16 protein-coding genes and 1 pseudogene are annotated in these 17,945 nt (G+C 72.2%); 4 read left to right on the forward strand and 13 right to left on the reverse strand.

Going from position 1 to position 17,945, the window contains the following annotated elements:
• Positions 1-393 precede the first annotated feature (393 nt).
• The 3 genes from ABZ449_RS08265 (at position 394) to ABZ449_RS08275 (ending at position 4,104) form a co-directional block, all read left to right on the forward strand.
• Positions 394-2,259, forward strand: a complete 1,866-nt coding sequence (locus ABZ449_RS08265) for a peroxidase family protein (RefSeq protein WP_360342173.1) — start codon at positions 394-396, stop codon at positions 2,257-2,259.
• A gap of 297 nt (positions 2,260-2,556) precedes the next feature.
• Positions 2,557-2,823 carry a hypothetical protein gene (locus ABZ449_RS08270; RefSeq protein ID WP_360342176.1) on the forward strand — a complete coding sequence of 89 codons (267 nt, stop codon included), beginning with the start codon at positions 2,557-2,559 and terminating at the stop codon, positions 2,821-2,823.
• A 3-nt stretch (positions 2,824-2,826) separates the two neighbouring features.
• Positions 2,827-4,104 carry a M14 family zinc carboxypeptidase gene (locus ABZ449_RS08275; RefSeq protein ID WP_360342179.1) on the forward strand — a complete coding sequence of 426 codons (1,278 nt, stop codon included), beginning with the start codon at positions 2,827-2,829 and terminating at the stop codon, positions 4,102-4,104.
• Between the two features lie 47 nt (positions 4,105-4,151).
• Here the strand turns inward: ABZ449_RS08275 and ABZ449_RS08280 are convergent, their stop codons facing one another.
• The 6 genes from ABZ449_RS08280 to ABZ449_RS08305 all read right to left on the reverse strand — a co-directional run bounded on the left by ABZ449_RS08280 (position 4,152) and on the right by ABZ449_RS08305 (position 10,803).
• Positions 4,152-5,132: a class I SAM-dependent methyltransferase gene (locus ABZ449_RS08280; protein ID WP_360342182.1), complete on the reverse strand. Its 981-nt coding sequence runs from the start codon at positions 5,130-5,132 to the stop codon at positions 4,152-4,154.
• Positions 5,125-7,158, reverse strand: coding sequence for a radical SAM protein (locus tag ABZ449_RS08285; protein ID WP_360342185.1), 2,034 nt, complete (start codon positions 7,156-7,158; stop codon positions 5,125-5,127). Before ABZ449_RS08285 ends, ABZ449_RS08280 begins: the two co-directional genes overlap by 8 nt.
• Positions 7,149-8,048 carry a hypothetical protein gene (locus ABZ449_RS08290; protein ID WP_360342188.1) on the reverse strand — a complete coding sequence of 300 codons (900 nt, stop codon included), beginning with the start codon at positions 8,046-8,048 and terminating at the stop codon, positions 7,149-7,151. Before ABZ449_RS08290 ends, ABZ449_RS08285 begins: the two co-directional genes overlap by 10 nt.
• Positions 8,045-8,908: a DUF692 family multinuclear iron-containing protein gene (locus tag ABZ449_RS08295; RefSeq protein ID WP_360342191.1), complete on the reverse strand. Its 864-nt coding sequence runs from the start codon at positions 8,906-8,908 to the stop codon at positions 8,045-8,047. The genes ABZ449_RS08290 and ABZ449_RS08295 overlap by 4 nt, the downstream gene beginning before the upstream one ends.
• A 72-nt stretch (positions 8,909-8,980) precedes the next feature.
• Positions 8,981-9,226 (reverse strand): hypothetical protein, encoded by a 246-nt coding sequence (locus ABZ449_RS08300; protein ID WP_360342194.1) that lies wholly within the window; start codon positions 9,224-9,226, stop codon positions 8,981-8,983.
• 215 nt (positions 9,227-9,441) lie between these two features.
• Entirely contained in the window at positions 9,442-10,803 is a 1,362-nt protein-coding gene (locus ABZ449_RS08305) for a cytochrome P450 (protein ID WP_360342197.1), read from the reverse strand.
• 395 nt (positions 10,804-11,198) lie between these two features.
• On the opposite strand from ABZ449_RS08305, the pseudogene ABZ449_RS08310 reads away from it, so the two are divergent.
• A pseudogene (locus ABZ449_RS08310) lies at positions 11,199-11,432 on the forward strand (MerR family transcriptional regulator); the annotation flags it as partial.
• Positions 11,433-11,599: 167 nt separating this feature from the next.
• On the opposite strand, the gene ABZ449_RS08315 reads toward ABZ449_RS08310, so the two are convergent.
• From ABZ449_RS08315 to ABZ449_RS08345, 7 genes are all read right to left on the reverse strand, one after another.
• Entirely contained in the window at positions 11,600-12,166 is a 567-nt protein-coding gene (locus ABZ449_RS08315) for a TetR/AcrR family transcriptional regulator (RefSeq protein WP_360342200.1), read from the reverse strand.
• Between the two features lie 326 nt (positions 12,167-12,492).
• Positions 12,493-13,743, reverse strand: a complete 1,251-nt coding sequence (locus tag ABZ449_RS08320) for a cytochrome P450 (RefSeq protein ID WP_360342203.1) — start codon at positions 13,741-13,743, stop codon at positions 12,493-12,495.
• Positions 13,744-13,747: 4 nt separating this feature from the next.
• The gene (locus ABZ449_RS08325; RefSeq protein ID WP_360342206.1) at positions 13,748-14,806 is read right to left on the reverse strand and encodes a cytochrome P450; all 1,059 of its coding nucleotides are present in this window, start codon (positions 14,804-14,806) and stop codon (positions 13,748-13,750) included.
• A gap of 129 nt (positions 14,807-14,935) precedes the next feature.
• Positions 14,936-15,016 (reverse strand): tryptorubin family RiPP precursor, encoded by an 81-nt coding sequence (locus ABZ449_RS08330; RefSeq protein ID WP_224285092.1) that lies wholly within the window; start codon positions 15,014-15,016, stop codon positions 14,936-14,938.
• A gap of 658 nt (positions 15,017-15,674) precedes the next feature.
• Positions 15,675-16,037, reverse strand: coding sequence for a transposase (locus tag ABZ449_RS08335; protein WP_360342209.1), 363 nt, complete (start codon positions 16,035-16,037; stop codon positions 15,675-15,677).
• A gap of 133 nt (positions 16,038-16,170) precedes the next feature.
• The gene (locus tag ABZ449_RS08340; RefSeq protein WP_360342212.1) at positions 16,171-16,761 is read right to left on the reverse strand and encodes a hypothetical protein; all 591 of its coding nucleotides are present in this window, start codon (positions 16,759-16,761) and stop codon (positions 16,171-16,173) included.
• A 16-nt stretch (positions 16,762-16,777) separates the two neighbouring features.
• Positions 16,778-17,749 (reverse strand): aldo/keto reductase, encoded by a 972-nt coding sequence (locus ABZ449_RS08345; protein WP_360342215.1) that lies wholly within the window; start codon positions 17,747-17,749, stop codon positions 16,778-16,780.
• Between the last annotated feature and the right edge of the window lie 196 nt (positions 17,750-17,945).

A 17,945-nucleotide genomic window follows, 5' to 3' on the forward strand; every position in this document is an offset into this window, starting at 1 on the left:
ACCCGGGCCGGCCCGCAGCCCGGCCCGCGGTCACGGCAGGCGCCGTTCTCCCCTCCGAACACCCGACGTCCGCCACCGGAAACGGACGGTCACCGCCGGCGGCCACCGGGCGGGCGACGCTGTGGCGGTGGCCCGGCAGTGCTCCTCGCCGAGGGCCGCGACGCAGCCCTCGGCGACCAACGCCTGTCACAGGGCCAGCCGGGCGCCGGTCCTGGCGGCCCGCGGTCGGCGCGCGGGCGGGCGGTGACCCCCCTATCGTGGAACCGGAGCGCCGGCAGGGGAACACCCCTGCCACGGGGGTCCGCGCCGATTCCCGGCGCCCCGCCCACAGCACCACCGCGCCACAGCCCGTCACCGCACCACAGCCCGTCACCGCACCTACGGGGAGTCATCATGACTACGCCCCGCGATCCGCGCCGCCGCTCCCCGGTCCGGACCGGCAGCGGATACCGCACCTCCCTTCCCTGGCGGATCGTCACCAGCGCCTCCGAGTACGTCGACCGGCGCCTCGGCTGGGACAGACTGCCGGTCGCCCCTGGCCTGTTGACCCTCCTCGGGCTGCGGGTCAAGCTGCGGCAGGAGAACCTCCACGACACCGGCGGGCTGCCCTCCGTCGATCTGCCCGCGCCCGCGCCCCCGTCCGCGAAGCACAAGGTCAACCGGACGGCCGACGGCAGCCACAACGACCTCGGCGATCCGCGCATGGGCATGGCCGGCACCCGCTTCGGCCGCAACATCCCGCTGGAGCGGATCGTCCCCGCCACGCCGGAGTCCGTCCTGTCCAGGCCGAACCCGCGCGAGGTCAGTCGCGCCCTGCTCACCCGGCACGAGCTGATCGCGGCCGAGTCGGTCAACTCCCTGGTCGCCGCCTGGCTGCAGTTCATGATCCGGGACTGGTTCAGCCACGGCACGAGCCCCACGGACCGCCCCTGGGAGGTGCCGCTCCTGGACGACGATCCGTGGCCCGAGCGGCCGATGCGGATCATGCGGACACCGGACGACCCGACCCGGGACCCGCGGGCGCCCGCCGGGACCCCGGACACCCGCGTCAACGTCTCCTCCCACTGGTGGGACGCCTCCCAGATCTACGGGACCGACGCGACCGAGCAGGGCCTGCTGCGCACCGGGGACCTGGGCCGGCTCCACCCGTGGGACAACGGGCAGAGCCCGTTGGCCTCGGACCCCTCCCGCGACCCCTCCCGCCTCCCCGGCTTCTGGCTGGGCCTGGCCATGATGCAGGGCCTGTTCGTCCGGGAGCACAACGCGATCTGCGACCACCTGCACCGCGCCTACCCGTCCTGGGACGACGAGGAGTTGTTCCAGCGGGCCAGGCTCGTCAACGCCGCGCTCCTCGCCAAGATCCACACTGTGGAGTGGACGCCGGCCGTGATCAGCCACCCCACCACCGTCGCCGCCCTGCGGGCCAACTGGTGGGGCATCGCGGGCGAACGCGTGCACGAGCTGTTCGGCCGGATCAGCGGCAGCGAGGTCGTCAGCGGCATCCCCGGGGGGGACACGGACCACTACGGCGTCCCGTACTCCCTCACCGAGGAGTTCGTGGCCGTCTACCGCATGCACCCCCTCGTCCGCGACGACTGGAACCTGCGCTCCGCTGACGACGACTCCACCCTGCGGGAGTGCACGTTCCGTGACATCTCCGGGTCCGACGCCCTGAAGGTCCTCGGCACGCTGCGGACCGCCGACCTGCTGTACAGCTTCGGCACGCTTCCGCCGGGCCTGGTCACGCTGCACAACTTCCCGAGGTTCCTGCAGGAGTACCGGCGCCCGGACGGGAACCTTCAGGACCTCGCCGCCACCGACATCCTGCGCAGCAGGGAGCTCGGAGTCCCCCGCTACAACGAGTTCCGGCGGCTGCTGCGGCTGAAGCCTGCACAGGACTTCCGGGAGCTGACGGACAACCCGGACTGGGCCGCGGAGATCGAGCGGCTCTACGAGGGCGACATCGAGAAGGTCGACCTGACGGTCGGGATGTACGCGGAGAGGCTGCCCACCGGATTCGCCTTCAGCGACACGGCGTTCCGCATCTTCGTCCTCATGGCGTCACGGCGGCTGAACAGCGACCGCTTCTTCACCGAGTACTACACCCCCGAGGTCTACTCCAGGGCCGGCATGGCCTGGATCGACGACAACACCATGGTCACGGTGCTGCTGCGGCACCACCCGGAGCTGCGTACGGCGCTCGCGGGCCGGACGAACGCCTTCGTTCCGTGGCACACCGCGGGAACGACGGCGGCCTGACACCGGCCGCGTCCTCCCGGCGAACGGCGAAGGGCGAACGGCGGTTTACGTCGGGCGCCCGGTGTGCCACGCTGAGAGCGTGCGTGGGTTCCCCGCGCCCGACAGTGGGAAACCCGGCTCCGGTGCCCCGGAATCGTCACCGTCCGTCACACGGACCGGTGCGCGCCAGTGGTGACGCTGAGTGCCCGGACTCCGGTCGACCGGGCCCGGAACCGTGCCGGACGCGGCGGGCAGTCCCGGTCCCGCGCTCACGCACCGCAGCCGTCGAGCGGGGCCGTCTGCGAGGTGGTGAGAGCCGTGAGCCTGGTTCAGATCGAAGGCTCCGAGGAGGTCCTGCGCGCCGTGCAGGACGTACCGGAGCTCCACCTGGTGCGTTCGAGCCTGGAGCCCCGTGCCGACCACCGGTACAAGGTGGCGGCGTACGCGTCCGACCGGGCGGTCGAGGCGGCCGTCGCGCAGGGCGCCCGGGTGACGGTGCTGCTCTCCTCCGAGGGCGCCGCCGAACACCACGCCCGGATGTCGGCCGCGATCGGCCGGGGACGCGCCGAGCGCGGGGAGGTGTGAGCGATGCCCCCGCCCTACCCCACGCCGACCGTGCCGCAGACCCCGGCCCAGATCGAGGCGGCGCTCGCCGACCTCTCGGCCACGTTCCCCGCCCTGTGCACGCTGGACGTGTTCCCCAACCCCAGCGTCGAGAACCGGAAGATCCACTTCGTCCGCATCGCGGACGCACCGCCGAACGGCCGCCCGGCCGTGGTGCTGACCGGTGGTGTCCACGCCCGTGAGTCCGCGCCGCCGGACGCGCTGCTCCACTTCGCGCAGAACCTCCTGGTGAGCCGCACCACCGGCGCCGACATCGTCTTCCCCGCGGCGTCCTGCCGGCCGCTCCCGGCCGGTCCGGCGGTGAACTACCCTCCGTTCACCATCCCGGCCGCCGAGGTGGAACGGATCCTGAACGGGGTCGATCTCTACGTCGCGCCACTGATCAACCCCGACGGCCGACTGTTCGACCAGCTGAACCCGCCCTCCGACCCGATCGGTGCCGGCTGGCGCAAGAACCGGCGGCCCCATCCCGACCCGACCAGGATCGGGGTGGACATCAACCGCAACCACGACATCGCGTGGAAGTTCGAGGACTACTACGACATGGGGGTCTACCTGTCCTTCTACCGGGACGGCCCGGCCTCCACGGACCGCAGGGCGGAGACCTACCGGGGACCGTCCGCGGCATCCGAGCCGGAGACCGCCAACGTGCAGTGGCTCATCGACCACACCAGGGCCACGTACTTCGTCGACGTCCACCAGTTCGGCCGCAAGGTCCTGCTCTGCTGGGGCATCGAGGACAACGGCAGCGACCCGTCCATGACCTTCTCCTCGCCCGCCTGGACGGGAAAGCGCGACGGCCTCCGCCCGGGCAGCCCCGCCCTGCCGCCGGGCCGGCCCGACTACCAGGAGTTCGTCACCGACTCGTCGCCGCACTTCGTGCGTCAGAGCCTCGGCACCATCGCCGGTGAGATGCGCGACGCCATCCTGCGCAGCGCCGGGGTGGACCCGGCGGTCACCACCGCGAGCCCCCGGCGCGCCCACTCCACCTACGACGTCGGCCAGAGCGCGTCGCTGTACCACCCGCTGGGCGGCCCGGTCACCGGCACCACCGACGACTACGCCTTCCGCCGGCAGTTCGACGACCCGACCAGGGCGCCGGTCTTCGCCTTCACCATCGAGACCGGGCACGAGGAGGAGTCCGGATTCCACCCCGACTACGGCAGCCCGCCCGGGCACTACGCCAAGATCGAACGGGAGGTCCACGCGGCACTCACGGCCCTCTGCGCCTCCGCGGCCTGAGCTCCGGGGCGCCGGGCCACCGGGCACCGACCTGCCGGGTGACGGACTCACAGCCGCAGCAGATGGACGAAGAACGTACCCGCGCGGTCCTCGATCAGGTGGACGGGAACGCATCCGGCGTCCCCGTACACCTCCGTCCAGCCGGTCCGGTCGCCCGGCGGGACGCCCTGGCCCGAGATGACCTGGACGACGTCGTGCAGGGCGTGCATCCGCGGCCAGGGCGGTTCGCGGCGGCCGACCTGGCCGTAGTAGTCCGCGACGAGCAGCGCGCGGCCCGGGAACAGCTCCCGCAGTCCGCGGAGCCAGGCCACCGCGGCCGTCCTGCCGTCCGCGAAGAACTCGTTCAGCAGACTGGCCGCGGAGATCGTCTCGACCTGCTCCCGGACCTCGGCCGGGAGCGCCTCCGCCAGCCGGGTGCAGTCGCCGTGGAGCACCGACACCCGTGCGGCCAGGCCCGCTTCGGCGAGGCTGCGGCGGGCCCGTTCGCACATGGCGGCGTTGGCGTCGAGGCCCCAGCCGGTGAAGTCCGGGCCGCGTCCGGCGAGGTCCCGGAGCAGGGAGCCGGTCCCGCAGCCGAGGTCGAGCAGTCGGACGAGGCCGAGCCGGTCGATGACGTCGGCCGTCAGCCCCAGGGCCGGGGAGCGGTCGAGCGCGGCGAACGCGGCGGCGTGCCGGGCGCGGTCGACGGTGTCCGGGGCCGGCCCGGGGTCACGCAGGAGGGTGCGCAGCTGCCGGGCGTTGGGACCGTAGGCGCCGATGTACTGGTCGAGCAGGGCACGGGCCTGCGCGTCGTAGCGCGCCGTGGCCCGGTAGCCGTCCGGGGTGCGTTCCAGTAGGTCGGTGCGGGCGGCCGTGTAGTCGAGCAGGGTGCTCAGCCACGCCGTGTCGAGCCCGGTTCGGCGGGCCACCTGTTCGGCGGGCCCGGGGTGTTCCAGCGCGGCGAGTACGCCCTCCTCGTGCAGGGCGGCCACGGCGTGGGCCAGGTGGAACCCCTCGACCAGGTCGAGTGCCGACAGGGGCTCAGCCATGGACGCCCGCCTCCACCGGCCGGCCGACGGCAACGAGGAGACCGGCGTCGGCGAGCCGCCGGAGGTGGTCCTCGTCCGGCTCCCAGCCGCCGGTCAGTTCGCCGATCGCGGCGCGGACCGCCCGCGTCGTCCGGGGTGTCCGGAACAGGCTGAGGACGGCGTGGGTCGCCGGGTCGATCGCGTAGTCGCGCCAACCGGTGTCGCCTGCGGAGCCGGTGTCGCCGGTGTCGCCGGTGTCCGCGGTGTCCCCGGTGTCCGCGGCGAGCAGGACACGGCAGCCGACCTCGCCGGCCTCCGGCTCGGTGAGCGACGGGGCACCGGCGGGCAGGGCGCCGATGCGGCCGAGCAGTGCCGCGCAGTCGTGGATGTTGTCGAACAGCACGGCGCGCGGCGCCAGCACGTACCGCGATCCGCCGTCCTCGACGAGGCCGGCCGCCGCCGGGCCGGGCAGCCTCCGTACGGTCCGCAGGCCGCAGGCGTAGCGGACGAGCGAGTGCGCGTGGTGCCGCTCGCCGAGCGCGTGGGCGACGAAGGCGCGGACGAACCCGGTGTCCACCGGGCCGTCCCACCCGGCGCCCTCCCGCCACGCGCGGGCCCGGGCGGCGAACACGCTCAGCCGCCCGTCGAAGTGCCGCAGCAGGTAGGAGGCGACGATGTGCCCGAGTCCGGTGACGGCCTGGTGCAGGTCGACGGCGAAGACGTGGTGCTCGCGGGGCATCGCGCCCGGGTAGTAGTGGTAGGTGGGGAAGAGGTCCGGGTGCTCGCGGACGCGGGTCTCGTCCTCCGCGTCGAGCAGCCAGCCGTTGAACTCGGTGCGGTAGCCGTCGTACCGCAGGGTGTCGCCGCGCGCCGCGTACTGGGCGGTGCCGGGTTCGGGCAGCAGGACGTGCAGTTGGGTGGTGCAGGCCCGCCGCGGTCGGCGCAGGCAGTCGCCGAGGAGGTCGAGCGTGGCGTCCTGGTCGGCGGGCTCCTCCTCCGGGTGGCCGGTGATGAACGAGACGGTGGCGGCGATGCCGAGGCGTTCGGTGTGGTCGAGCGCCGCGTCGAGGAGCCCGAGGTCGAGCCGCTTCTTGATGACGTGCTGCAGGCGCGGCGATCCGGTCTCGATGCCGAAGTAGAGGGAGACGCAGCCGGCTTCGGCCATCCGCTCCAGCAGTTCGGCGTCCACGCAGTCCACCCGGGCGGAGACCCGCCAGGTGTAGCCGCGGTCGCGGACGGCCTCGCAGAAGTCCAGCACCTTGCGGCGGTTGACCGTGAAGAGGTCGTGCTCCAGCTTGAAGTCCCTTGCTCCGTAACGGTCGTGGAGCCGGTCGAGGTCGCCGACCAGCCGGGCGGGCGACTTCAGCCGGTAGGAGCGCTGGAAGAAGGTGGCGGTCGAGCAGAAGGTACAGCTGAACGGGCAGCCCCGGCCGGCTTCCACCCTCAGGTAGTCGAGCGGGAGCCGGTCGACCGGGTACAGGTCGTAGGCGGGCTCCGGGAGGGTGTCGAGATCCGTGACCAGCGGGCGGCCCTCGGTGGAGCGCAGCTCGGCGCCGAACGGCGCGGTCCGCCAGGAGACGCCGGGGACGTGGGCGAAGTCGCGCTGCGGCAGGCCCTCCAGGACGGCGGGGAGGGTTTCCTCGGCCTCGTGGCGCACGACGACGTCGAAGCAGGTGAAGCGTTCCAGGATCCGGCGGTGCAGCATGGTCGCGTGCGGCCCGCCCAGGAGGACGGGCAGGTCGGGCGCGGCGCGCTTGAGCCGCTCGGCCACCCGCAGCGCGAAGATGAAGCTGCAGCCGAGCGTGGTGAAGCCGATCGCGTCCGGCCGGTCGGCGAGCAGGGCGTCGGCCGCGCGCCGGTACAGGGTGGCGTCGTAGGCGAGCAGGCCGGTGCGGACGAGGCGTTTGGGGTCGTACACGGTGACGTCGTGGCCGGCCCGGCGGGCGACCGCGGCGAGCGAGATGAGCCCGAGGTGGGGGTGGACGTCGAGGGCCCCCAGGTCGTGGTGGCCGGGCAGGACCATGTTGTCGACGAGGGTCAGCCGCACCGGGGCTCTCCGATCGGGGACGGGACCGCACCGGCGAAGGTCAGCAGGTGCAGGTCGGTGAACTCCTGGAGTGCGACGGACAGTCGGCCGGCGTCGCAGGGTTCCCCGGTGGCCGCGGCCAGGCGGCGGGCGAGGTCCTCGACGGTGGCGTGGCCGTCGACCAGGGACAGCAGGTGGGCGGCGAGCGGCGTGACCTCGGTGACGAGCACCCGGCGGGTGGTCTCGTCGCGCCAGTACAGCAGGGTCGGACCGTCCCGGTGCGGGTGGACGCCGGTCACGGAACCGCCCGACTCGATCGACTCGCCCAGTGTGCGCGGATGGTGGCGGGCCGTCCGGAGCGCCTGCGCGCCGGTCAGCCGGGGGACGGCCTCGGGGTGGGCCGCTGCCGGGGCGGTGAAGGGCCGCCCCTCGGCGTGGCGGAGCCGCTCGACGGTGAGCTCGTGCCCGAGGGCGTCCCGGATCACCGCGTGCACCGGGTCGTCCGGGGCGAGCCACCCGTCCAGGAACCCGGCGAAGGCGGTCAGCCGCCGGCGCAGGTCCAGGCCGCCGCCGCGGGACAGCCGGGTGAAGTGGGGCGCGTAGTCGGCGAAGACCTCGATCTCCAGATCGGCCTCGGCGAGCGCCCGCAGGGTGAGGGGCAGGACGCGGCGCAGCGGGTTCTGGCGCACCATGGTGACGAAGCCGGCGAACCTGCGCAGCGCCGCCAGGTCGATGGCGTCGACGATCGCCCCGCCCCGCCCCGTCCCACCGCTGCCGCCCGCGGCGGTCCAGGTGTCGATGAGGCCGGGGTCCGCGAGCCCCGCCGCGATGTACGCGTGGACCCGGGGGCCCGTGAGGGCCTCGGCCGCCGCCCCGCTCGTGTCGGCGGCTCGCCCACTGTGCTCGCTCATGTGCCCACCAGGTCCCGTACGCGCCGCAACTGCTGCTGCAACGGACCGAGTTCGGGAAGGTCCGGGGCCCAGTTGTACTCGAAGGTCACCGCCCGGGGCCGGGCCCGTCGCAGTGCCCGGGAGAGCAGCTCGAAGACGGGTTCGGGGGCCGGCCGCGCGTGGTCGTCCCAAGCGGTCCCGGACTGGGTCTTCAGCCCGGAGAGGTGGAACTCCACCACCCGCTCCAGCGGGAGCCGTTCCAGCTCGCGGGCGGCGTCGAAGCCCAGGTTGATCGCCGAGATCAGGAAGTGCGTGAGGTCGAGCAGCAGGTCCAGCCGGTCGTTGCGGTCGCACAGGCGACGGGTGAACTCGACCAGCGACATGGTGCTGCCCGGCACCGGGAAGTACTGGGGCGGGTTCTCCAGGATGATCGGCACGGGGTAGCGGTCCTGGAGCGGCTTGAGGTTGTCGAGGACCTGCTCGAGGCTCTGCTCGCTCAGCTGCGGGCAGACCGTGTAGGTCAGCGAGGTGGGGTCGGCGTCCTCCCGGCGGTCCGCGTCGTCCGGACCCGCGGCCTCGGCCCGGATGTAGGCGAGGTGTTCGCCGATCCAGGGGGTGCGGGTGCGCTGCCGCCAGTGCTCGACGGCGGCCAGTGTGCTCTCCTCCGGCGGGACGAAGCCGCCGACCGACATGCTCGCGCAGTGCAGGACGAGCGGGATCCGCTGCTGGATGTCCGCGGTGTCGGGGGCGTGCCGCAACTGCTCGAACGGGATCTCCACGTAGTCGAGGGCGCCGGGCAGCCGCTCGAGGAGCTCCGAGACGTACGGGCTGTGGGCCATCCCGACGGCGGTTTCGGTACGGTCCGGGTCGAAGTACTCCACTCGTCTCCCTGCTCTCCTGCTGTTGGCCGGCGGCCTCCCCGGTCGCGCGTGGGGAGGCCGCCGGCGACGGGGTCAGTCCCAGATGTAGCCGTCCTCGGCGCGGATGTTGCCGCCGAGGATGTCGATGCTGGCGTCGTGCGCGGTCATCTTGAGATTGCCGTTGCGCAGGCAGGCCGTGATCGCTTCCTTCCTCTCGTCGGTCAGCGCGAAGCCGAGCTCGAGCTTCGGGGAGCGCAGCTCGATGCTGTGCTCCGCCGCCACTCCCTCCACCGTCGGACCGCGCGCCGAGGACGGCTTGTCGCTGTTCTTCGGACTCATGCAGATCACCCCTTTCGGGTGGGAACGTTGCCGGAGCACCCATATGTGTGCAGAAACTGACATATTGTCAAGGACTGCACACCGGAGGTGAGTTAGCGTCGCCCGGATGGATCGACAGCGACGGCTTGGCGGCGGGCGGGCGGATCGACGGCGGGCGATCGATGCGGGCGGACCGACGGCGGGCGGCTTGGCGGCGGGAGGACCGGCCGCGCCGGTCAGGGCAGCCGGACCAACTCGCGCAGCGGACCGCCGACCCGCCCGCCCGCAGCCCGGCCGCGCCCGGGCTCGTGGACCAGCACGCGCACCTCATTCGCCGGTACGAGCGTCGCGCGCAGCCGCCAGTCGATCTCCTGGTCCCCGGCCAGGGTCAGGTCCCAGCGGCGGAGGATCTCCGCCAGGGCCCCGGTCAGGGCGCCCATGGCCGGACGGCGGCCGAGGCAGGAGCGGGCCCCGGCGCCGAACGGCAGGTACTCGAAGGCCGAAGGGCGCGCCGCGCGCCACCGGCCCGGGTCGAAGCTCGCGGCCCGGGCCTCTCCCGCGAAAGCCCGGTGGGCGACGAACGGCGAGATCAGCAGTTCGCACCGGTCCGGCAGCCGGTGCCCGCCGAGGACGGCCTCCCGGGTGGTCACCCGCACCATGACGGCGTTCGGCGGCAGCACCCGGAGACTCTCCCGCACCACGGCCCCCAACAGCTCCGGGACGCCCTCCGTCGAGCGCAGCTGCGCACACAACTCGTCGCGCAGATCGTCGAGTTGTGTGATCATCAGCAGTGTCCAGACGAGCGCCGCGGCCAGCGGTTCACTGCCGGCGAGGAAGAGGGCGCTGCCGTGCGCGGCGAGCTCGCCCTCCGACAGCAGTCGCCCGTCCTCGTCGCGGACGCGGCTCAGCCCGGCCAGCAGGCCGTCGCCCGCCCCCGACGTCCGGTGGTGGCGGATCCGCGCCCGAAGGCCCTCGTGCAGCCCGGCGCCGACGTCGCCCAGTTCGGCGTACAGTCGGTCCCGAACTCCCGTCTCCGAAACGCTGGTTGCCGCGTACCGGCGGCGCAGGGCGAACACCCGGTGGCAGGCGTCACCGAGGCCGGGAGTCGCTTCCCCGGCGCCGAACAGCAGACGGCCGGTGATCGCCCGGGCCAGCCGGTTCATCTCCGCCACCAGCCCGATGACCTCACCGGGCCGCCAGCCCCCGCCCACAACCTCGGCCTCGACGCAGCGCCCGGCCTCCCGTCGGGCGAACAGCGGCCCGAACGCCCGCCGCCGCCGCCGGTGGACGGCGCCGCTCATGCTGAACACCCCCGAGCTCAGCGCGCCGATCACCGGCGGCAGACCGTCCCGTTCCGCCAGGGTGGCCGGCGGACCGAACGTCGAGGCGTCCAGCAGGACTTCGCGCACCGCATCGGTGCCGAAGGCCGCCACGCACCCCGCGGCGCCGAGTCGCCGGGAGAACACCGGCACCCCGTCCGTCAACACCGCCAGATCACCATGCAGCTGCCGGGCCGCCACCAGCGTCGCCAGCGGATCGGCGAGCAGCGCCGCATGCCGGTCCGCGCCGAAGGGCCGGCCACCGTGGGGGGAGAGCACGCGCACAGCTTGGCAGCCGCCACGGAGCCCACCGGCGCAACGCGCCGTGAACGACGCCGCCGGTCAGCCCGCCGCGACCTGGGACATGGGCGACGAGCGAGCGGTCCCGTTCGGACGAATCGTGGCCCAGGCCCGCCGTCCGGGGGCGGGAGCCTCCGCGCCGGTGCCGCTCGGGAGGATTCCGGACGGGCCTCGGGAGGACCGGGGATCGTGTGCCGGATGCCGCGTTTTCTCGCGCGGGCCGGCGCCGAGCTCGCGTACCTCCACGGCGTCACTGCCGTGCCGGGGCCGGTGAACCCGGGGGCGTCGCGGGCCGTCGAACACACTACCGAGACGTGATCTTCGCGGATCCCGACGCAGATCCACCGCGCCAATGCACCACCGAGGAGCAACAGATGGAACCGACTCCGCCGCAGGCCGTGCCCCACCCGGATCGTCCGGACGCGTCCTACACGGTCGAGGAGGTCTCCAGGCTGGTCGGGATGTCGCCGCGCAACATCCGGGCCCACCAGTCCCGCAAGCTGCTCCCGCCGCCGGCCCGCCGGGGCCGGGTCGGGTACTACGACGAGACCCACGTCCGTCGACTGCGGCACATCGTCCACCTGCAGCGACAGGGCTTCGACCTGGTGTCCATCGCGGCCTTCCTCGGGGTGGGGGACCGCGACGACGAGGAGGCCCGGCTCGCCTCCGCGGTCAACCGCGCGGTGCGCGACCAGCCCCGCTGCCTCACGGAGGAAATCGACTCCGCCGAGCCGCCGCCGAGGGTCTCCGGGCGCTGCGGCAGTCAAGAGATGGCTCAGTGCGCCGCCGCGACGGCGATCAGCGCCTCCATCAGAAGGTCGACGAGTTCCTCGGTCGGCCGGTCCAGCTCCCGGGTGCTGACCAGCAGTCCTTCGAAGAGCACGTGCGCCAGGTCCGCCACCGGTGCGACGTCCGCCCCCTCGGGCAGCCGGCTCGCGACGGCCGCGAGAAGCCGGCCCTCCAGCCACTCCTGCATGCGGGAGTAGGCATCGGCGAGGGCGGGCGACTCGCCCATGCGGTCGTACGCCTCCCGGTGCAGCCGGCGATGGGCCTCCAGGTCGACGAGGAACGTCACCAGCTGCCGCCGGGGATCACCCTCGAGCGCGGGATCCGCCTCGATGTGCTCCCGTTCGCGTGTGAACAGATGGTCCAGTGCGGCGGCGAACAGGTCGTCCTTGGTCGGGAAGTACCAGCGCACGGCGTTGGCCGCGACGCCCGCCGCCTTGCCGACCTCGGCCAGGCTGGTCCCCTTGTACCCCCGGGTGGCGAAGAGCTCCCAGGCGCTCTCGACCAGGGCGGCCTCGCGCTCGGCTTTCGGGATCTGCTGACGGTTCCTTGGCATGACAGCAAAGCCTAGGCGGCGCTTCCACGCCCCCGCCGGCACCCCCCGTCCACGGCTCCGTCCCGTGACCTCGCGGTTCAGGGCGCGGTGTGAGCGGCGGCGACGCCAGGGCGGCGGCCTCGCGGCTCTCGTCGTACACCTCGGCGGCGGCGTCCCAGCGGGCGCGGCGTCGACGGACCTGTCGCTGCACCGTCCAGCGGACGGGGCCGGGCCAGATCTCCCGGTCGGCGGCCCGGGCCTTCGAGGTGGACCTCGGCCAGCGTGGTGCCCCTGGCGGCCGAGGCGCCGGAGCGCCCGCGCGCTCCGGCGGTACCCGCCCGCCGTCGTCAGTGCAGCAGCACCCGCAGGCTGAGCAGTCCCCGGTGCCTCGGGTTCTCCTGCCACTGCGCGGCGGCGGCCGGTTCGGCCAGGCGCAGGGCCGGGAAGCGGCGCAGCAGTTCGCTGAACGCGACCTCGGCCTGGAGCCGGCCCAGCTGCGCGCCGAGGCAGTGGTGGATGCCGTGGCCGAACGCGAGGTGTCGGGTGGCGTCCGGGCGGGTGATGTCGAAGCGGTCGGGGTCGGCGAAGACGGCCGGGTCGCGGTTGGCTGCGAGCAGCGCGATCTGGACGAACTCGCCGGCCGGGATCGTGGTGCCCGCGATGGTCACCGGCTCGGTCGTGCGGCGTAGCGAGGCGATGCCGAACGGGCTCTCGTAGCGCAGGACTTCCTCGATCGCGCCGGGAAGCAGCTCCGGATTCGCACGCAGCGCCGCGAGTTGCTCGGTGTGGCCGAGCAGCGCGTGGATGCCGTTCGCGATCAGGTTGACGGTGGTCTGGTGGCCGGCGATCGCGAGCAGGAACGCCATCGAGGTGATCTCGGCCTCGGTCAGCCGGTCGCCGTCCGCCTGGGCGGCGAGCAGTCCGGAGATCAGGTCGTCGCCCGGGTGGGTGCGCTTGTGGTCGACCAGGGCGCGCAGGTAGTCCGCCATGCCTTCGGCGGTCGCCACCGAGACCTCGCCGTCCGCCCCGCCGTCGTCCTCCGGGCCGGCGTCGACCGCGTTGCCCCGGACCTGGAGGTTCTCCCGTTCGGCCTGCGGCGCGCCGAACAGCTCGAAGACCACGGCGAGTGGCAGCGGCAGCGCGAACTCGCTGATCAGGTCGGCCGAGTCGAGCCCGTCCAGCTGGTCCAGCAGCGCGCCGACGTGGCGCTCGACCATCGGTCGTAGGGTCGCCACCTGCCGTCCGGTGTAAGCCTGTTGGACCAGCTTGCGCAGTCGGGTGTGCTCCGGGGGGTCGGAGTTGAGCATGTGCGTCATCAGGTCACGGCCCGGGCCTCCCTCGGAGTTCCCGACGTGTCGGGCGAACGCCTCGGTGACGGCCTTCTTGCTCAGCCGGGGGTCGGCGAGGGCGGTCCGACACTCGGCGTGGCCCGTGACGACCCAGCCTTCGAGTCCGGCCGCGCCGCCGAACCGGACCTTGCGGGCGCCGCCCTCGGTGCGCCAGCGGCGGTACGCGGCGTGCGGGTCGGCGTAGAACCGGCCGTCGGCGAACTCCGGTTCGGCATCGCCGTGTTCGGGATCCCCGTGCGCGGTGTGCATGCGATCAGCGTGCATCGCGTGCCTTCAGGACGCGGACCTCGCTGACGCCGAGCAGACCGAGCAGTGGCACCTTGGCGGTCCGCTGCTCGGGGTCGACGACCAGGCCGGCTGCCCGGATCCGGTCCAGCAGGAGTTCGGCGAGCGGCATCACCATGTGCCGGCCCCAGCAGCGTTCGGAGGAGTGCCCGAACGGCAGGTAACCGGGAGTGCTGTCCGGGTCGAGGTGGTCCCAGCGTTCGGGGCGGAACTCGTCCGGGGCCTCCCACAGCGCCGGGTCGCGTTGTGAGAGCAGCGGCAGGACGAGGACGTCGTCGCCCGCACCGATCCGCGGGTCGAGCGCGGGGTACTCGGGCGATGCGCGGCGCAGGATGTTCCACGAGGGCGGCAGCATGCGCAGTGACTCGAGGATGATGTTCCGGTTCGGCGTGCTGTCGTCGAACGGCGAGCCGAGCCAGAGCGCGTTCGCGACCAGGGTGGAGATGGTGAAGCAGACGGGTGCGGCGGCTCGGCGGTACATGCCCAGCGCGTACCGTCGGTCCTGGTAGTTGGCCGCCTTCGCGGTGAGCTTGCCGAGTTCGGTGAGGTCGTCGCCGGGCTTGGGCCTGCCGGGCAGTGCGGCGCCGACCGAGATCACCAACCAGGTGAGCAGCGGCGTCAGTTCGAGATTGCGGCTCATCAGGATCTGCAGCCGGCGCGGGTCCCGCCCGAGGATGAGGTCACGCAGGAAGAGGTGTCCGGTGAGCGGCCACGGACCGGACAGGTCGATGTTCGGCGGCAGCGGGGCCTTCAGTGCCTCGCGCACGTCGCTGCCGATCGTCCGCGTCACCGAGGACGCCTCGGTGCGGGTGATCGAACGTCCGTGCAGCGGTTTGAACGTGGGCCGTTCGATCTCGGTGGCGCGTCGGGCGGCGAGGATCCGGTCGATGAGCTCGGGCCCGGCGACCCCGATCGTGTCGGGTTCGAGCCGGACGGCGTCCTTGCCTAGATGGTCCCTGAGCAGGGCCTCGAGTCGGGGGGAGAGCACGGTGTTTCGCGAACGGGCGGAGGCGGGGGAGAGTGCCATGTGATGTCTCCGAGACTTTGCCGGGGCCGGTCTCCGCCCCGCCCCGGGCCCGATCTCCCGGCGAGGCCGCGAGGGGGCAGGGGCGGGGCGGATCAGCTGTTCAGGTACCGGAGGTACCGATCAGTCGGCTTAGTACCAGATGTACCAAGCGCTGGCCTTCAGGCTCTTCTTGGCGAAGGACGCGTCACGGATGGCGAACAGGATCTTCATGATTGGTTCTCCCTTTCATTGCCGGGTGGCTGAGTGAACGCAAGGCCACTCTGCAGTTGCCTTACAGACGTATCCACGCGGCCGGGTCCCTGTCAGGTTCACCTCTGGGGGCGGCTCTTGCCGAGAGACCGAGGGATATGCGGAAAGGCCCTGTTCGCGGCAGTCGACTCGCGGGGCGTCGGCCTGAGGTTCCCCCGAGGTGCGGAAGGCTGCCGGGCCCGTCGTTCCGCCCGCTCGGGCGAGCCAGCTCCGCCCACCGTTCCCTCCGCTCCAACCTGGCGGCGTGAAAACCGCTGACTTCACCCTCGACGACGTCGACCCCGGCGAATGGGGTGGTACGGCACTCCGCAGGTGCAGCGTGTGTGACCGGTCGCTGGAAGGAGCCGAGATCCACCAGGCATGGATCTCACTGCGAGTTGCCACCGACGTCTTGCCGCTCCTGGCCAACGCCTGCTCCGCAGCCTGCCTGCAGATCCTTCCCAAGCCTCCCGAGGACTACATCCAGACCCCACACACGGGTGGCCCCGGACCTGCCCAACCCACCGCTGACTACTCCTGACTCCCCATCAGGTCAACGAGCTGCGGCTCAGCTACCGGATGCCGGCCCAGGTCGGCATCCGGGCCGTCACGAGATCAGCGTTGACCTGACGTAGTCGCGTCAGGGCGTCAGGAGTATGCGCTTGCGGAGGAAGTCGAGGTTGGCTCGTCCGAATCCTTGTCGTTTGAGGAGCTTTGCCCGTGTGACCTGTCCTTCGACCTGCCCGGAGCTCCACGGGGTGGAGGGCCCGGCCGTGACGGCGTCGACGTCGCGGCTCAGCCCACTGATGAGGGAGTGCAGGGCGGGCAGGCCGTCGGCGAGGATGCGTTCCATCCAGGCGGGCAACCGGTCGCCCCGCAGGTCCTGCATCATGGCGGCGAAGTCGCGGACGTGGTGGGTGACCGCGTCGAGTGCGGGGCGGCCGGCCTGGATCTCCTGGAGGTCAACGGCATCATCGGCTGTCAGATGTGCGGGGTCGGTCATGGTCCAGCGGACAATGCGGCGAGGCCGTGGAGCCGGGCGGGGCACGGGTGGACCGGCGGCCCCCGCCCCGGTCACATCCGCGAGCGTGACCGGGGCGGGGGCCGCCGGCGGCGAGGGGTGAGCCTGCCGTTCCTCAGGACGCGTTGAACCTCAGGAGGAGGCGGGGGCACGGCGCCGCGACCTCGTCCTCAGGGGGAGGGCCCCATGCCGCGAGTGCGGCGGAAACCCCCTGTGGGCCGGATTCCAGATAGCAGATCATGTTCACCGGGTACCGACTGTTGTCGAACATGTAGCGGTCCATCGGTGTCGGCTCCTCGCTTATTCGCAGCCCTCGTTCCTCGGGCGGGCCGATCCGGTGCCAGTCGGGATGCAGATGGATGGAGCCCAGGATCTCGACCCCGTCACGGTCCGCCTGCCGGTGAATACGCAGCAGATCCTGCGAGCTGCACCAGAATCCCCGGTGGGGGTTTCGGTAGGCGCTTCCGAAGCACGGCTCTATGGAGTTCGAGAACTCTTCGAGCGCCATCGGGTCGGTGGCACGGACGTTGGTCGCGAACTGGACCGTGGTGATGGCCGCGACACCGTCGACGACGGTGCCGAGCAGGAGGGCGAAACAGGAGGGTGGTTGCTGTGGCGTACAGGCCTCGTATTCATCGCGCGCCACTGAGATGAATGACTTGAGGGCGTCGAATCCGATCAGGACGGTGTGGGGGATGAGGGTCACGATGGCTCCTCCTCCTTCAGCCGACGTGCGCATGGTGGTCCGCCGCGGTGGTCCGTGAGGCGAGATCCAGCGAGTGGACCTCGGCCGGGGAGAGCTCCAGGGTCGCTCCCGGGATCAGTTCGGCGAGCTGCTCGGGCGTCCTGCTGCTGGCGAGCGGAGCGACGACATGGGGCTGCGCCCTCAGCCAGGCCAGGGCCACCGCGGCGGGGGCGGTGCCGTGCTCGGCGGCGATCGTGTCCAGCGCCCGGAGCACCGCGCGGCCGCGGGGCGTTTCGCCGTACGGTCGTGCCGCGTCGCTGCGGATGCTGGGAACGGCGGGTGCGCCTTCACGGTACTTGCCGGTCAGGAAGCCCTGCGCCAGGGCGAAGTACGGGACGCAGGAGACGCCCTCGCGCTCGCAGACCGGGGCGATCCCACTCTCGAAGGGCTCGCGCTCCATGAGGTTGTAGGGGGGCTGGACCGCCACGTACGAGGCGAGTCCCGAACGCTTCGAGACCTCAAGGGATTCGGCCAGCCTGGGGCCGCTGATGTTCGAGGCGCCGATGTGGCGCACCTTACCTGCCGAGATCAGCGCGTCGAGTGCGGCGAGGGTCTCTTCGAGGGGAGTTTCGGGATCGTCCGCGTGCGTGTAGTAGAGGTCGATGTGATCCGTCCGCAGACGGCGCAGGGATTCCTCCACCGCCTGGTGGACGACCTTCGCCGTGAGCCCGGACAGTCCGTTCAGTCGGCCTACCTTGGTGGCTATGACGAAACGGTCCCGCTGACCGCGCGCGGCCAGCCAGTTGCCGAGGATCGACTCGGACTCCCCACCGGTGTTTCCGGGGGCCCATTGGGAATAGGAGTCGGCGGTGTCGATGAAGTTCCCGCCCGCGTCGGCATAGGCGTCGAGGACGCGGAAGGATGTCCGCTCGTCGACAGTCCATCCGAAGACGCTGCCGCCGAGGCAGAGTGGAAAGACGTCGAGCTCGGAATGTGCGATGGTGGCCAATGGACGCTTTCTGGGTTCTTACCGGTTCCGGTGGTCGGTTCCGGTGCGGAGGGTGGGCGCAGGGGGGCGCGGCTCGGCGCGACTTCCCACATCGTTCCCGCCTGAGGGGTCGACTGGCGCCCGCGACAGCAAGTTCCGATGAATGGTGTGAACTTGATAAGTAGTCAGCGCGGAAACCGATACTACAGTCCGGTCC

Source organism: Kitasatospora sp. NPDC005856, from assembly GCF_040629945.1.
GTDB lineage: Bacteria > Actinomycetota > Actinomycetes > Streptomycetales > Streptomycetaceae > Kitasatospora.

What these genes read in the sequence shown, in the direction of transcription:
- ABZ449_RS08265 (WP_360342173.1), top strand. Translation starts at nt 394, where the DNA reads ATGACTACGCCCCGCGATCCGCGCCGCCGCTCCCCGGTCCGGACCGGC.
- ABZ449_RS08275 (WP_360342179.1), top strand. Translation starts at nt 2,827, where the DNA reads ATGCCCCCGCCCTACCCCACGCCGACCGTGCCGCAGACCCCGGCCCAG.
- ABZ449_RS08280 (WP_360342182.1), bottom strand. Translation starts at nt 5,132, where the DNA reads ATGGCTGAGCCCCTGTCGGCACTCGACCTGGTCGAGGGGTTCCACCTG.
- ABZ449_RS08290 (WP_360342188.1), bottom strand. Translation starts at nt 8,048, where the DNA reads ATGAGCGAGCACAGTGGGCGAGCCGCCGACACGAGCGGGGCGGCGGCC.
- ABZ449_RS08300 (WP_360342194.1), bottom strand. Translation starts at nt 9,226, where the DNA reads ATGAGTCCGAAGAACAGCGACAAGCCGTCCTCGGCGCGCGGTCCGACG.
- ABZ449_RS08315 (WP_360342200.1), bottom strand. Translation starts at nt 12,166, where the DNA reads ATGCCAAGGAACCGTCAGCAGATCCCGAAAGCCGAGCGCGAGGCCGCC.
- ABZ449_RS08320 (WP_360342203.1), bottom strand. Translation starts at nt 13,743, where the DNA reads ATGCACACCGCGCACGGGGATCCCGAACACGGCGATGCCGAACCGGAG.
- ABZ449_RS08325 (WP_360342206.1), bottom strand. Translation starts at nt 14,806, where the DNA reads ATGGCACTCTCCCCCGCCTCCGCCCGTTCGCGAAACACCGTGCTCTCC.
- ABZ449_RS08330 (WP_224285092.1), bottom strand. Translation starts at nt 15,016, where the DNA reads ATGAAGATCCTGTTCGCCATCCGTGACGCGTCCTTCGCCAAGAAGAGC.
- ABZ449_RS08335 (WP_360342209.1), bottom strand. Translation starts at nt 16,037, where the DNA reads ATGACCGACCCCGCACATCTGACAGCCGATGATGCCGTTGACCTCCAG.